The sequence below is a fragment of the Paenibacillus sp. MAHUQ-45 genome (genome assembly GCF_058133325.1).
The window spans coordinates 88,307-104,052 of record NZ_JBYUPV010000004.1 but is presented as its reverse complement, the minus strand read 5'-3'; the positions used below and the strand labels follow the sequence as shown (position 1 = coordinate 104,052).

Annotated in this window: 10 protein-coding genes; 7 read left to right on the top strand and 3 right to left on the bottom strand. The window is 46.1% G+C overall.

Going from position 1 to position 15,746, the window contains the following annotated elements; all coding sequences use genetic code 11:
• The first annotated feature begins 236 nt into the window (after positions 1-236).
• The 6 genes from AC3Y23_RS11285 to AC3Y23_RS11260 all read left to right on the top strand — a co-directional run bounded on the left by AC3Y23_RS11285 (position 237) and on the right by AC3Y23_RS11260 (position 10,397).
• Entirely contained in the window at positions 237-1,898 is a 1,662-nt protein-coding gene (locus AC3Y23_RS11285) for an extracellular solute-binding protein (protein WP_379198773.1), read from the top strand.
• Between the two features lie 148 nt (positions 1,899-2,046).
• Entirely contained in the window at positions 2,047-3,885 is a 1,839-nt protein-coding gene (locus AC3Y23_RS11280) for a sensor histidine kinase (protein WP_379198771.1), read from the top strand.
• A 3-nt stretch (positions 3,886-3,888) separates the two neighbouring features.
• On the top strand, positions 3,889-5,460 hold the full coding sequence (locus AC3Y23_RS11275) for a response regulator transcription factor (protein ID WP_379198769.1): 1,572 nt from the start codon (positions 3,889-3,891) through the stop codon (positions 5,458-5,460).
• A 232-nt stretch (positions 5,461-5,692) separates the two neighbouring features.
• Positions 5,693-8,320: a family 16 glycosylhydrolase gene (locus AC3Y23_RS11270; protein WP_379198767.1), complete on the top strand. Its 2,628-nt coding sequence runs from the start codon at positions 5,693-5,695 to the stop codon at positions 8,318-8,320.
• A 548-nt stretch (positions 8,321-8,868) separates the two neighbouring features.
• Complete coding sequence (locus tag AC3Y23_RS11265) at positions 8,869-9,507, top strand: hypothetical protein (RefSeq protein WP_379198765.1); 639 nt, start codon at positions 8,869-8,871, stop codon at positions 9,505-9,507.
• Positions 9,508-9,584: 77 nt separating this feature from the next.
• Complete coding sequence (locus AC3Y23_RS11260) at positions 9,585-10,397, top strand: hypothetical protein (protein ID WP_379198763.1); 813 nt, start codon at positions 9,585-9,587, stop codon at positions 10,395-10,397.
• Between the two features lie 207 nt (positions 10,398-10,604).
• Here AC3Y23_RS11260 and AC3Y23_RS11255 read toward each other — a convergent pair whose 3' ends face one another.
• Positions 10,605-10,745 (bottom strand): hypothetical protein, encoded by a 141-nt coding sequence (locus AC3Y23_RS11255; protein WP_379198761.1) that lies wholly within the window; start codon positions 10,743-10,745, stop codon positions 10,605-10,607.
• A 134-nt stretch (positions 10,746-10,879) separates the two neighbouring features.
• Positions 10,880-11,416: a DedA family protein gene (locus AC3Y23_RS11250; RefSeq protein ID WP_379199347.1), complete on the bottom strand. Its 537-nt coding sequence runs from the start codon at positions 11,414-11,416 to the stop codon at positions 10,880-10,882.
• 253 nt (positions 11,417-11,669) lie between these two features.
• Between AC3Y23_RS11250 and AC3Y23_RS11245 the strand changes: the two genes are divergently transcribed.
• Entirely contained in the window at positions 11,670-13,739 is a 2,070-nt protein-coding gene (locus tag AC3Y23_RS11245) for a serine hydrolase domain-containing protein (RefSeq protein ID WP_379198759.1), read from the top strand.
• Positions 13,740-13,863: 124 nt separating this feature from the next.
• Here the strand turns inward: AC3Y23_RS11245 and AC3Y23_RS11240 are convergent, their stop codons facing one another.
• A complete protein-coding gene (locus tag AC3Y23_RS11240; protein WP_379198757.1) occupies positions 13,864-15,657 on the bottom strand; it encodes a response regulator in 1,794 nt (597 codons plus the stop codon).
• Between the last annotated feature and the right edge of the window lie 89 nt (positions 15,658-15,746).

Genomic DNA, 15,746 nt, shown 5'->3' with positions numbered 1-15,746 from the left:
AACATAAGGATCGGCGTCGCTCCGGTGAAGCTTGGACTTTCGGTCGCTGTTGTCTCCAGATTTCTTCTATAATTAACCTCATGTCGAGGTTGAAATCTGGAGACAAAGGCGATCGCTAACGCTCCTACAGTTCCAATCTTCCCCTCCACTCCTTCTCCCTTTTCGTTTCTTTCTTTAGTTCAAGTTATATAAAAACTTATATACAAAGTTCAGAAAAAAGAAAGGATGATCCTGTCATGAAACGCAATTTTCTCAAGCCAGGCTTGACCCTTGTTCTAGCTACATCCTTGGCGCTAGGTATGGCCGCGTGTAGCAATTCATCTAACGAAAGTAGCCCGACCCCACAACCTACGGATAGTACGCAGTCGCCGCCGAGCGAAGTAAAGCTCAATCCCGATGAACCTGCATGGAAGCAGGATACCAGCCCCGTAGATTTAACCTGGTTCGTAGGCGCTAACTGGTACGGCCAAACCTGGGGTGATAGCTTAACTTCCAAGTATGTCACGGAAAAGACTGGCGTTAACATCAAGCTGGAAGTACCTTCTGGGGAAGCGAATGAACATGTTACCCTGATGATGACCTCCGGCAAGCTGCCAGACTTAATCTCGATGGGTTCTTGGGAAAACGCTGTCAAAAAGCTATGGGAAGGCGATCATGTGTATGCCTTGAATGAATTGGCTGATAAGTACGATCCCTACTTCTTCAAGGTAGCTGGCGAAGGATCATTGAAGTGGTATCGTCAAGAAAATGGTAATACTTATGGCGTGCCAAATGATTCCTATAGCCCTAACCTGATGCATGAAACCGGCATGACAGCCGCCAACCAGACCTTCCTGGTGCGGAAGGATCTGTATGAAGAAATGGGTAGCCCGGATCTGAGCACCCCAGAGGGCTTTTTGAACGCGCTGCAACTGTTGAAGGATAAGTATCCCCAGTATAAAGGTCAGCCTATCAGTCCCTTCTTTGCACAGGGGAATGTTCCTTACGGGATGACTGAATATCTGCAGAATCTGTTGGCCGTACCACATGAGAAAGACGGGAAGGTATATGACCGAGTTACCGATCCCGATTATGTCGCTTGGTTGAAAACCTTCCGCACAGCTTACGAGCGCGGGCTGATTAATGTAGATTTCCTGGTGGATTCCGATACTCAAGTTGAGGAAAAAACGAACAATGCCCGTTATTTCATGATGGTTCGCGAGTGGAACGGAATGGCAGCTGTCAATCCGATGCTGGCTGCAAGCTCCAACCCGGACTCCTACTACATCGCAGTCGATGGGCCAAAGAACAGCAAGGGTGATGGTCCTAAGCTATTCCCTGGTAACATGGACGGCTGGATGGTAACGATGATTAGCAAATCTACCAAAAACCCTGAACGAGCCATCAGCTTTTTGACCTATCTGGCTAGTGAAGAAGGACAAAGAGATTTGTTCCTTGGTAAAGAAGGTGAAACATGGGAGATGGTTGATGGCAAGCCGCAGTTGAAGCCTGAAATGGTTAATCTGCAGGAGAACGATATTGAGAAAATGGAGAAGCAGTACGGCATCATGGATACCTATTGGATGATGCGTAACCCTGTAATCATTAACCAGTGGAGACCGGCGAAAGCCCCTGTCCTTAAGCAAATGGAGGACTTCGCCAATCAGCGGGCTGATATTGATAGCGGTATCTACAAAGGTCTAGATCCACAAGGCGATTCTGATGTATCCGTGTCCTGGGCGCGTATTGCTCAGAATTGGGAGGAAGTGATGCCTGAGCTGATTACGGCCAAGAATGAAGCTGAGTTTGATAAAATCTTCGACAATTTCCTTGACCGCCGCGGAACCTATGGCTTTGACAAGGTGATGGAATACCGTCAGACCGAACTAGATGCGCGAAAAGCTAAAATGGCAGAGTAACAATGCTTGTACCAAGATTGTACCGGTCACCGAAATGGTGGCCGGTACTCCCTGCTTCTGGGGTTCTAACCATTGGGAACAACAGCCTCGTTACCTACCGGGCGGTTTGTAATATATGGTATATTACAAAGGTAGGGAGGCTATTAAAATGATGTATCTGCTTACTAAAGTAAGAAAGCTTTACCGCAATTCGCGCATATCTAAGAAATTATTTCTAGCTTTTAGCATGCTGATTGTCATCCCTGGAATTTTAGTATCCTTATTATTTATACGCACACAGGAACGCCAGCTATACAAGGATGCAATGGCCACCGGCAGCAATCATGTCTCACGGCTTAACGAACAGCTGCGTACAAGACTGGGGATTATTGAGAGCGCTTCCTCTACTGCGCTGAATCAAAAGGCATTTGTGGATTTTATTCACTCCAATATGCGCGGGGATGGCCTGCGTCTTGTGAAATTTAGACAAAACCAATATGAGCAAATGCATAATATTATTCAGAGCCATGAGATGATCAGTGAGCTCAGCTTCTATGTCGATAATCCAAATCTATTTGAGATTTGGCCTGAAATCTATCATTATGACAAGTTTTGGCCGCAAAATTACTGGGTGACGCTTCGGGAGGATGGCGGGGCCGCACACCGCTTATTTGCTTTTAAAGATGGCGAGCATACCCTTTCCTATTACCGGCTGGTACGCCTTCAGGGTCAGCAGCAGAAGCTCCCCACCATTATGGAAATTCGCACCCCGCATAACGTGTTTTTTAGCGATTTGCTAGAGGAGAGCGGTGGAGATTTTTTTTCTGTGGTAATGGACAGAAGTAATTCTGCTCGATCTGTATACAATCCTCAGCACATGTTTGCGCAAACGTCCGGGAACGAGCTGAATGAGATTCTTGGCAGCATTCATCAGCGGCTGGATGTACTGCAGCAGAATAATCCAATTAAAGTCAATGTAGGGGATCATACGTACTACGCACTTTATCGCTACATCGCCCCACTGAACGCCTATGTAGTGGATATTGCCTCCCATCAGGCGCTTATGGAGGGCCCGCGAAGCTGGTATCTGCTCGTAGTAGCGATCACATTATGTGTGCTGCTATTGATGCTGCTGCTCGTTTCGCATACCACCCGGCGCATTTTTCGCCGATTAGACAGAGTACTGGTCTCTATGCGCAAGGTGCGACAAGGCCAACTGGATGCGAAAATTAATACCGGTCTCGGTGAAAATGAACCTGGCGATGAAATCGACGAGGTGGCCGTCAGCTACAATAGTATGCTAGACGAGATCAAACATCTGATGACACAGGTGGTGGATAAGCAGCTAATCGCCAAAAACGCACAGCTGCATTCGCTGCATTCGCAGATCAACTCCCACTTTTTATATAACGCGCTGGAATCCATCCGTATGCTGGCAGAGGTTCAGCGGCAACCAGCGATCGCCGACGCATTGGTGTCGTTAGGCTCACAGCTACGATACAGCATGCAGTGGCGCAGCGATACTGTTGCCCTTAGCGAAGAACTGGCGAACATACACAGCTATGTCCGTTTCATAAACTTTATGGAAGGTGGCAGCATTGTATTGACGGCGGATCTCCCGCAAGAGGTGCTGCGCTATACGATTCCTAAAATGTGCATGCAGCCCATTGTCGAAAATGCTGTGCATCACGCAGCACCTTCGGGTGGCAGTGTAAACATCCAAATTACCGTATCCGTAGAGAATGACAGCTTTCAGCTCATCAAGATACGGGATGACGGTGCAGGAGTTGACCCTAAGATGCTGTCCAGTTTGCAGGCTGTGCTGCGGGGCGACTCCGATACGCCGATTGTCACCAGCAAGAATGGACTGGGCTTGGAGAATGTTCATAAACGCATACAGCTTCATTACGGCAAGGGCTGCGGCCTATGGATCGATAGTGTGCAGGGCGTCTATACCTGTGTAACCATACGATTGCCTTGGGAAAATGTGAATCTTGGAGGATGGTAAGGCATGATCAATATTCTGATTGTGGACGATCAAAAACATATTCGCGATGGGCTACAGGCCATGCTGCGCCAATTCCCTCTGCAGCTTGATAACATTTACTGTGCCGTAAACGGGATTGAGGCACTGGAAATATTGCGTCAGTACGACATCCAACTGGTAATTACTGATATCCGCATGCCCGATATGGATGGACTGACACTGATGGCGCAGACCAAAGAGGAGCACATTGAGGTCGATTTCCTGATTATTAGCGGCTATAGCGATTTTGCTTATGCACAAAGGGCTATTGGGCTTGGGGCCAAGGGTTACCTGCTCAAACCTGTGAAACGTGAAGATCTGCAAACCGCGGTTGAACATGTAGAGCAGGAGATAACAACACGGCAAGCGCTCTCGCGCAATATGGAGCATATCTCCCGCCGCGCGCAAGAAACAGACCGCAAGGAGCTAAGTATGTACATGCAGGGTGCAGTGAACGATGAAGCGTGGATCCTTCAGACCCAGGGGCAGAATCCAGAGCTGTGGCAGAATTACCGTCTGTGTCTGCTACGGGAGGAGCTATGGATTAACCAACCGGGGGCGGACAGTAGCCACAGCATAGAATCCATTGCCTATCGTGTATATGGCAGACAAGGATGTATATGCCTGCAACACCGGCCGTATCTGATCCTTGCTGTCGATGCAGCCGTAGATCCGGGAGTCTTTCCCACGGCTCTTAAGGCAGAGCAGAAGGATGCTATCATTGCCATGACTGGTCCGCAGCAAGGATTAAAAGAGCTGCCTAATAGCTATACACAAGCGTTAGAGCTATATCACCACAGTTACCTTTTTCCTGATCGGAACTGCATCCTGCCAACACATATTGAGCGGCTAGAGCAGCAATGGGAGCTTCCCTATGAGGAGCTATATGCCCTGTTCCAGCTAATCGGCACCAAGAACAGCGGTACAATCACCCAAGGCATTTCCAAAGTATTTCACAAAGATACGCTGCAACGCTATCACATCCGCTACACACAGCAGTTATCCCGCGCCATTGTACAGATGCTGGAGGAATATGTGCGAGTGATCACCCCGTATATGGGAGAAGAAACGCTGGACATCGAATGCTTGCGTAATCTATTTGATTATCATGGCATTCGCGATTATATTCAGGCGCTGCAACAACAGCTGCTCCGGCTGAACCAGTTCTACTATGAATATAAGTGCAGCTATCGCAACACGCAGGATCTGAATGAAGCCATACGTTTTATACACGAAAGCTATCATAAACCGCTAGACCTGGCGATGGTGTCCAACCACGTGTCGCTTAATTATGCCTATTTTTCAAACCTGTTCAAGAAGAATATCGGTAAAGGCTTTGCTGAATACCTGCGCGATGTACGTCTGGATAAAGCCCGGCGACTGCTCGCCGAAACGGATCATAAAATCGTCGAAGTAGCCACCATGGTCGGGTATGAGAGCTACAAGAGCTTCACACGGACCTTCCGGGATGTCATGGATATGCAACCCACCGAGTACCGGCAACTGATGCGTAGAAAATATGACAGCGAAGGGGAATACCAGGACACCGCACTATAAATGGGCGATATCCGTGCTTAAATAAACAGACATAAGCAAAAGCCAAAAAATTGGGTTATAACAAAAATTATTGTACCTTTCAGCCCATTATTACATTCGATAGAATAAAGATGACCCTAAAATGAAAGCGGTTTCCAAATAGTGCGCACAGAACCGCTTCATTGGGGACATTGTCGTCTATAGGTCAGTCTATTCCGAAGGAACACCATTATTTTAGCACAGGAGGGCAAGTATGAAGCGACTTCGCAAAACGGAGAGTGGATTGACGCACAGGCTATTAAGTTTGTTCTTAGCAGTAGTGCTGCTGGCTGGTGTTGGGCTATTGCCAACTTCAAAGGTTCAGGCAGCAGGAACGACCGTTACCTCTATGGCTTACTTTTCAGGGGCAGACGGACCTGTCATCTCCAAATCCGGGGTTGGACAAGCCAGTTTCGGTTTTGTTATGCCTATATTCAATGGAGGCTCCGCTACCTGGAACAACGTGTCGGATGATGTAGGTGTAAAGGTAAAAGTGAATGGCAATTGGCTTGATATTGATAGCGCAAGTGGCTACACCTATAACCAGAACTGGGGGCACTGGAGCGACGGCGGCTTGAACGGTTATTGGTTCACACTCTCCGCAACCACTGAGATTCAACTGTTCTCCAAAGCTAATGGGGTTACCCTTGATTACACTCTTGTCTTTCAAAACATAAACAAAGCAACCATCACTGCTATGGCACCTACTCAAGGGCCGCAGATTACAGCAGGTTTCACAGGCAGTGCAGGCTTTACTTATCCTACCTTCAACAATGACCCGTCCATCCCTTATCAAGCTGTGGCTGAGGATTTGAAGGTGTTCGTAAAACCTGTAAACAGCAGTACATGGATTGATATTGATAATAACGCAGCCAGCGGCTGGATCTATGATAACAACTTCGGCCAATTCACCGAAGGCGGTGGTGGCTATTGGTTTACCGTAACGGAGTCTATCAACGTAAAATTAGAGTCGAGAACCTCCTCGGCTAACGTCGTTTATACGATCACTTTTAATGAACCCGTAAGAAATTCGTATGTGCTCACTCCCTATGATGGCACAACCTACACAGCAGATGTGAACGGCGTCATAGGCGTACCGCTGCCCAAAATTGATGGGGGCGCCCCAATCGGCACCGAGCTTGGAAAATTCGTGTACCAGATTAACATTAACGGACAATGGGTGGCTATGAGTGACTCCAGTCAGAGCGGATTCGCATACGCCGCGAATGGCTACAACCACATGTCCGATGCCAATCAGTGGGGATACTGGGCTGACTATATCTACGGACTTTGGTTCCAACCGATTCAGGAGGATATGCAGATCCGTATCGGTTATCCATTGAATGGCCAAGCGGGTGGCAGTGTCGGCAATAATTTTGTCTACTATACCTTTATTGGCAATCCAAATGCCCCACGCCCGGATGTATCTGATCATGATGACATTGCCATCGGCACACCAACTGATCCGACAATCGCGGGCATGAATCTCATTTGGCAGGATGAATTTAACGGAACCGCACTCGATATGAATAAATGGAACTATGAAACAGGGTACTATATCAGTAATGATCCTCATAGCTGGGGTTGGGGCAATGCGGAGCTGCAGCACTATACAGACAGTCCACAAAATATTTTTGTACAAGATGGAAAGCTGAACATCCGGGTCTTGCACGACTCCAAATCCTTTCCACAGGATCCAAACCGGTTCGCACAATACTCCTCTGGTAAAATCAACACCAAGGACCATCTGTCCTTCCAGTATGGCAGAGTAGATATTCGTGCCAAGCTGCCTACAGGCAATGGCGTCTGGCCTGCACTCTGGATGCTCCCAGAAGATTCTGTATATGGTGCATGGGCTGCATCCGGTGAAATCGATATTATGGAAGCAAAAGGACGCTTGCCAGGTACGACCAGCGGCGCTATACACTTTGGCGGGCAGTGGCCGGTTAACCGATATATTGCTGGCGAATATCACTTCCCTGAAGGTCAGACCTTCGCTAATGACTATCATGTGTATTCCATGGTCTGGGAAGAAGATAACATAAAGTGGTATGTGGACGGCAATTTCTTCTTCAAAGTTAGCCGAGATCAATGGTATTCCACTGCCGCGCCGAACAATCCAAACGCCCCATTCGATAAGCCATTCTACCTCATCATGAATCTGGCGATCGGTGGTTACTTTGACAATTTAAATACCCCAGATCCGTCTGATATCCCTGCAACGATGCAGGTCGATTATGTTCGTGTGTATAAAGAAGGCAACAGTGAAAATCCAGGTAACAACAACGTGCCGGTTACCGGTGTAACGCTGAATCAGACCACCGCACAGGTGGAGGTTGGAAAGACTGTACAGTTGAACGCCAATGTCGCCCCGTCCAATGCAACCAATAAACAGGTCACTTGGAGCGTGTCAGGCAACAGCATCGCTTCCGTGAGCCAAAACGGTACCGTGACCGGCCTCGCTCCAGGCACGACAACCGTTACAGCTACAACTGCGGATGGCAATAAAACAGCCGTCTCCACCATCACCGTTGTGCCGTCATCATCATCCGGTACAATCATCGTTGGCGATGCGGTGCGGGGCTTGAAGAAGACAGGCAACGACCTGACCTTCTATGTGAATGGTGCAACCTTTGCCGACTTACATTATAAGATCAATAACGGTGGGCAGTTGAACGTAGCTATGACCCCGGCAGGGAACGGTAACTATACGTATCCTGTAAATAACCTGCAACAGGGGGATACCGTCGAGTACTTCTTCACCTATAATCCGGGGCAAGGGGCTGTAGATAGCCCGACGCTCACGTATGTTCATGGGGTGACGCAGGGGACTCCGGAGTAAATTGGTTAGACCTTAGTAGGAGCATGTTGCTACTAGGAGAGGAATTAAAGTGACTGGACGCTAGGAGAACTGTGTGAATACGAACAGGCGAGGGGGAGTGTTGGCTTCCCCTCGCCTGTTTTGTTGTTTCAGCAACATCGTTAGGAGCACTGCAATATCGCGGAATCGATTGGGTATCTTTCCTTTCTTTTATCGGATTTTATAGTACAAATGTCACTAAAAAATTAACAGTTTCAGCTACGTCTTTAGGTGTAACTTTACTAGTAATGAGTTGATGAATCAAATACTGTTTTTCTCCATTCTGGTATGGTATCTATCATCGGTATAAACCATCTTATGCGCTTTACCCCTTACATTATCCTCATTAATTCTGGAAGTATAGGCAACAGCCCTTCATTCCTCTGGAAATTAAAACTTTGTAGATAGTCACTTCCGCTAGTTGTTATAAATTCCATAAATAAACAAAATTAGTTAATTTGAACTATTACCTAATTTTTGAATTAAATATAATATTAAATAGAATTAATTAATTTAAGGGAGATGATTTAATGAAAAAATCAAAGTTGTTTTTAAAATCATCATTAGTTACTGTCTTGGCTGTTTCGTTTGCTCTTCCAGCGTATGCTGAAACTGATGGTGATCTTATTAATTCCAGCAAGCCAGATCAACAAGTTATAAACAATATTACATATTTAAACGGTATAGAAGTAATTCCTGACGACTATGCTGGAAAAAGAGATGCTGAACTAAAAGAAATTGTTCAAGTACCAAAATCAAAAGATCAAATTTCAACTAGGGGTATCAACAAATGGACCAAAATATCTGAATCAAACTTTTATACAGGTCATGATTGGGATAGATATAACAATAATACAAGCAAAGCTGTTTCGGTAACGTTAAAAACGACATCGAGCATGACAGCTTCAATTAGTGGAAGCACTAAATTCGGATTTAAAGATGTGGCTGAGGCTTCAATGACTGCTACTATCGGTGAAACATATTCGAAGGAGTTTACACAAAGCGTGTCAGTTCCTGGGTATTATGTTACTGAACTCAAAAGTGCCAAGAAAGCTTTAGAGCAAAACTACAAATACACTGATACAGGTATTATATGGGATACTGATTATTACGCTTCAAGTCTTGATCATCGAGGTAATGAATATTGGGTATTTTCAAATCCTCTATAGGTTAAGATAATTTAGTTAGTGGTAATGGGGCGTCCATTAGAGGATTGCCCCATTGTCGTAAGACAAGGAGGGTTGGCATGAGGAATATTACGTATACGGGTTGGAAAGCAACTACGCGTTTCATTCAATTAAATATACTAATTATTGTAGGATTGCTCATTTTAAGCGGATGTTCGGATCAGACAGTAACAGAAATAGAGAAATTTAGATATAACGAAGAAAAAATACAGACCCTCGAAAGTTTGAGAATAAACGAAGAAACTTTTTTGTTTAAAGATGATATGTTCACTATTATTTTTCCTTATTCTTTGGATTTTCTTAATAAAATTAAAGAGGTTCGCTTTTTTTTTAATGAGGAGCAAACTGATACCATTTCAAATGAAGACACACCAAAGATTAGTTTGAATGAGAATAAAATCATCTTTAATGAAGAAAGTCCAATAAACGATTTCAATCGTATTGAAGTATTGGACCTGTATGATCAAGTAATCACATTAAACACGGGTTTATATTCATTTGATAACTCTGTGAAGTATAGTGAGCTACCAGAGGGAAAAGAAAGCTACCAGAGATCAAGTCATTTTAGGCAAGAAGGACAGAAAATCATAATGACTTTTAGCTTAACTAATACTCCTGATTCTAAGATCAGATTTAGACTTCCATATTCCACACAAGATATTCTTGTAAACCCATCAACAACTTTACTAACTGAAAATGATAAATCTTCTTCTTATCAATTTGTATTTTTTGTTAATCAGTCTTATCTATTGAATAACGATCTTAACAATGTTAGTTTTGAACTAATTGTAGAGCAGCAATACCGTGGTTTGCATCATGTTATCAGCAAATCATTTATTCCAATAGACGCTCAAAGTATCAATAACAACTAGCGTTATATGAGTATTCTCGTTCGAACCTCTTTGTCAGTAGAATAAGGTTCTGCGAAGTTCACCTGTAAAGATAAGTAGCCTCCAGGCTGGCATAACAAGCAAATTCTCCTGCCCGATCAGCCGTAGCCATCAAGAATGTTTTTGAAGGGCCCTCCGAAGCAAATAGCTTCAATATCCTTGTCGGGATACTGAAGCTACAATCTATTATTATTGAACTTTGCCTTCATCCACTGTCTTCATTAATATCCTGAGTAATTCCCGAACCAGCTTAATTTCCTCCAGGGCATCAAATGGCTCAACCTCCAGAGCAGTAACAATCTTTTGGGTGTCTCCAGCGCAATGTTTCATTCTCCTCGTTCAACACCTGCCAAATACGTATCGATCATATCATCACGTTCTGCAAGTGCCTAAACCATAATTGAATGAGTTCGAAAGAATTAATAAAATCACCATAACAAGCAATTATCGACGCATAAGCAATTCTATTCTCCAGAGAAAAACAACCCCAAAAAAGATCCATGAGCATTCGAGAAATCAAATGTTCCCCCTAGAAAATATCCAATGGAGATAAAAATCGCACACCAGCACAAGGCTCCGAGGCCCGAGAAAAGTATATATTTCCGTGGGTTCATAGCGCTCATCCCTGCCAGATAACAAGTCAGATGACGGAACCCTGGAATATAGTAGCCGATGCAGATCGCCCAGGGGCCGTAACGCTGGAACCAGTTCTCTGTTTTCTCTAACCTTTTGGTTGTGAGTCTGACCCATTTTCCATACTTCCATAGCAACGGCTTGCCGAACTTCCGTCCAAGGGCGTAACTGCACAGCATACCACTCATAGCCCCGAGGACGCTGACCACAAGGGATACTGGGAAATTAAGCACCCCTATTGAAGAAAAATAGCCCACAATCGTCATGAGAACTTCATCAGGCACAGGCAAACCAATAATACCAAGCGTAAGGCATAGGAAGATGCCAATATAACCGTACTGGGTAACGATATCTTGTATGAAAGCGATGATGTCCACACTCCAGTTCTAATGGCTTTGGGCAAGGGAGACTGTTCTCGTCTCCTGAATGATTCATCGCCCTTTCAGGTATCTTAGCGCCTCCCTTGTCAATGAACCTAGTGCCGAATTGTCACATGACACTTGCAAAGCAGCTGAATGTCATAGATGACGAAATGCAACTTGTTGGTGTGACAACTCCTTTGCGATACTGGGCTCAGCCGATGATTAAAAGGCAAATCCAATAGTTAAGGAGACATCATTTATGAAGAATACGAAGAATACAAAGAATACGAAGAAATGGATTCGCAAGAATCGCGCAGTTCTACTATTAACTGTTCTGGTGTTAACGGGTACAGTCATTAACGCTTGTACGGAAGTAGGGAACGCAGCCAATAGCCCGCAGACTCCCCCGCCAGTTACATCTGAGGTTACCAGCCTGAAGGCGCCGCAGGATACCAAGGCACTGGAGGGACCGCGGGATTCCAAGGAACTGGAGACCTTTGCAGATGGCGTTTTTAAGGAAGCGATGAAAAAGTATAATACGGTTGGTTCTAATTTTGCAGTCGTTTCAAATGGTAAAGTGCTGTTAAGCAAGGGTTACGGTTATGCCGACAGGGAAAATAAAATTCCGGTAGACAGCAGCACCGTTTTCCAAATTGGTTCTGTGACGAAGCAGTTCACGGCATTGGCAGCTATGCAGCTGGTCGATAAGGGAAAAATTGATTTGCATCACGATATCCAGGAATACCTGGGAGGGATGAAGGTACCGAATAAAACAGGCAAAAAACTAACGATGTACGATCTGCTTACGTATACCAGCGGCTTTGACAAACCGGATATCCTCTCGGGATCGAAGCCGGAATATGTGAATCAATTCTACCCGATGAAGGAAGCTCTTGAAGCGAATATGCCGACGGTGGTCAGACCTCCGGGGGAAGCGTACACCTATGATAATTTTGGATTCACACTGGCGGGGTATGCGGTAGGGCAAGTAGCGGGCACGTCATACGCCCAGTATATGGAGGACAATATTTTCAAACCGCTGGGCATGAACTCGACGAATGTGCGGTTTAAACCCGACCTGCTCAAAAGAATGGCTGCCCATTATGATCCTAAAGGCAAGCTAATCCCCTTGGAGGGATTCATACCAACCGATCGGCCTAGCGGTGGTATGGTATCCAACGCAGATGACATGGTGAAGTACCTTATGATGCATCTGAACAACGGAACGTATGAAGGAAAACAAATCTTAAGTCCCGAGAGCATCAAGCAAATGCACACCTACCAGGTGTTCCCTGACAAAGATATCCCTGTCACAACCATCGGATTCGAAGGCTACTTCAAAGAGAAGATGAATGGTCAACATGTGGTTATCAAGGGGGGAAATGTGACTGGGCATTCTTCCTTGATTGTTCTTCTGCCGGAGAAAAATACAGCGCTCTACATGTCCTACAATAACGACTCCATGATGAGTCTCGACGTGTATGAGGCATTTATGAATCATTATTATCCTAAAAAAACAGCGGATCCAAAGCCATCCTACTCGGCTATCAGTGAGCAGCAAGCCAAGGACTACGTGGGATTGTACCAAAACACGCGTCTTGGATCCATGAGATCACACGTTTCCTATTCAAACGGAAAATTGGTTATAGAGACAGGAGATCTGGGCAAGAGTACGCTGAAAATGATCCGCCCGTTACTCTTTGAGGATGAAGCCGGCAATAAAATAGCCTTTCAAAAAAATGGGGCAGGCAAAATCACCTATTTCTATTACATGACGCTTCCGCACTACGTGGGTTATGCACAAAAAGTAAATACGGATACGCGATTCACTGATGTACCGGCGAACAGCAAGTATGCGTCTTATATTCAAAATCTCCGTGCTTTAAAGATCATGGACGGAAAGACAGCTACCCGCTTCGATCCGAATGGAAAGTTAACTCAAGGCGAGTTCTCGGCGTTGCTGCTACACGCCCATGGCTGGGAAAGCATGCCTTATACGATTGAAGACAACAAGAAGCAAATGTTGTCCGGAGTGCCTAATTATAAGCCTAATTCTCCTATCACCAGAGAGATGGCGGCAGTGATGATCCAAAACCTGAGACAAGCTGAGCCTGGAACCAAGAAGGTTACATTGCGTGGCGAAGGTGATGCCTGGGCAGTTAAAGCCATCACAACCCTTGTATCCCAAGGCATCATGGACCCGGATACCCAGATCAATAAGGACGGCTCCATCAACTTCCGTTCCAAGCAGCCACTGAAGCGGCAGGAAGCGAGCGCCTTATTGGATCTAGCATTTGATTACTACACATTGCCAATTGCCAAACGGTAATGAACGTAAACCCTAATTCTGAATAAGTAAAAAAGCCTTTAAAAATCTAAATGGCGGATGCCGACATACGAAGCATTATCACTCCGTATGCCGGGCATCCGCCACCATAATACATAACTTGGGGTTATTCCAAAAGCCCAGCCTCCCTGGCTTTTTGCACCGCTTCCTCCCGGTTGCGGACCCCCAGCTTCATATAAGCCGATGATGCATAGTTTCGAACCGTACCATCGGATAAATACAACTTAGAAGCAATGCTTTTATATCGCAGCCCTTTGGAGACGAATTGTAAAATTTCAAGCTCCCGGGGCGTTAACTCATAGGCCGATGACGCTTCTTTGACTAACGAAGGATCATCTCCGCTATTGTCCGCTTCCAGTTGGGCAAACAATTTGTGCGACATGCCTTGATCGATCAGTGTACCCCCGCGGTAGACGGTGCGTATCGTTTCAGCCAGCTCTAACGGCTGCATGGACTTCAACAAGTATCCGTCCACCCCGCTTCGCATTGCCTCGAGAGCCTGTCTGGTATCCTCGAACGTAGTGAGAATCAGAATGCGGATATCGGGCCACAATTCTTTTATCGTACGAGATGCGGCGATTCCATCCATGTTCGACATTTCCAGATCCATAAGCACCAGCTGCGGCTGAACCTGCCTGCACAGCTCGATCGCTTGCTCGCCATCCTCTGCCGTTCCAACAACCTGCAAATCCTGCTGCTCCTCCAGCAGAGTCCGCAGGCTTTCACGGATAAAGGGCTGGTCATCTACGACCAACAGCCGGATGACTTCATCCTTAAGCTCCGTTTGTCTGGGCAGCGTACAGGTAACCAGAGTGCCTTGTCCCGGCTCCGTATAGACGGCCACATGGCCTTGCAAATTCATCGCCCGCTCCTTCATGGCGCTCAAACCGAAGCCCTCCTTCACATTTTCCATCCCGCGGCCGTTATCTTGGATTTCCAGTCTCGTCTGCTGGGGCTCGAATTGCACGGACACCTTAATCTCTGTCGAGTTTCCATGACGCACAGCATTTGTCAACGACTCTTGCAGGCAGCGATAAAGGGCTGTCTTCGCTTGCTTCGTTACAGGGTATTCTTCCCCGTAGGCATGGAACCGAACCGTCACCTTGGCATGCTCTTGAAACTCCTCCGCCAGCTTCTTCAAAGACTGAAGCAGCGGAAGTGCCTCATGCGGCGATTCGATTTGATGCACGTAGCTTCTGACCTCCTCCATATTTTGGCGGCCCAGGTTCAATAGGGAATCGAGCCTTTCTCTCCCTGTATCCGTTGCCACCTCAGGACGCAACGTTTCCAATCCCATAATGAGCGAAGTGTAGGCATGACCGACGGTATCGTGAAGCTCTTTGGACAGTCGGTTCCGCTCTTCAGCAAGCGTGATGCGCTCGATCTGGGACAGGTACTGCTCCAACACTCCATTTTGTTCGCGGATAATTTCGCCTTGACGAGAATTGAGCGCGAGTAAATGAAAGGAAAATCCGAAGACATACGCCAGCCCGATGTGAACGGCCATGACCCAGTATTCACTCTGCTCTGCAAGCAGCTTGATCATGGCGGGCAGGAGCAATATGGATACAGGCCCTGACCAGAGATAGGTCTTTTGCGCGCTGTGGGCAGCAATTAGAAAGGCATACAGCAGGAATGAGAAATAGGCTTGCGGAAAAAATGCAGCCAGGTACAAACACATCCCGCCCGAGATCACGATTTCGGTAAACAGGTAGTATTTATAACCGAGCTGCAAGCAAAGCCACGGAACGGAAAAAGCAATCAGCTGCCACAGGATAAGCACCCCTATCGGCAGCGTGAAATATTCTTGCAGCCCTATAGTCGTAAACACGAGCGAAATGCTGCATATCAGGCGGATTATGAACATGAGCCAATCGTACCAATACCATTGCTTGACCATATCGAACAAATTCATCAACCCCTAACGACCTTCAGTATGACATTACGTAATTAGTATTGAATAAACCGCTATAGAGTAAACTACCATCG

Bases quoted from the DNA above. Each gene is read 5' to 3' on its own strand.
- AC3Y23_RS11270 (WP_379198767.1), top strand. From the start codon at position 5,693: ATGAAGCGACTTCGCAAAACGGAGAGTGGATTGACGCACAGGCTATTA.
- AC3Y23_RS11280 (WP_379198771.1), top strand. From the start codon at position 2,047: ATGATGTATCTGCTTACTAAAGTAAGAAAGCTTTACCGCAATTCGCGC.
- AC3Y23_RS11275 (WP_379198769.1), top strand. From the start codon at position 3,889: ATGATCAATATTCTGATTGTGGACGATCAAAAACATATTCGCGATGGG.
- AC3Y23_RS11255 (WP_379198761.1), bottom strand. From the start codon at position 10,745: ATGAAACATTGCGCTGGAGACACCCAAAAGATTGTTACTGCTCTGGAG.
- AC3Y23_RS11285 (WP_379198773.1), top strand. From the start codon at position 237: ATGAAACGCAATTTTCTCAAGCCAGGCTTGACCCTTGTTCTAGCTACA.
- AC3Y23_RS11245 (WP_379198759.1), top strand. From the start codon at position 11,670: ATGAAGAATACGAAGAATACAAAGAATACGAAGAAATGGATTCGCAAG.
- AC3Y23_RS11265 (WP_379198765.1), top strand. From the start codon at position 8,869: ATGAAAAAATCAAAGTTGTTTTTAAAATCATCATTAGTTACTGTCTTG.
- AC3Y23_RS11260 (WP_379198763.1), top strand. From the start codon at position 9,585: ATGAGGAATATTACGTATACGGGTTGGAAAGCAACTACGCGTTTCATT.
- AC3Y23_RS11240 (WP_379198757.1), bottom strand. From the start codon at position 15,657: ATGGTCAAGCAATGGTATTGGTACGATTGGCTCATGTTCATAATCCGC.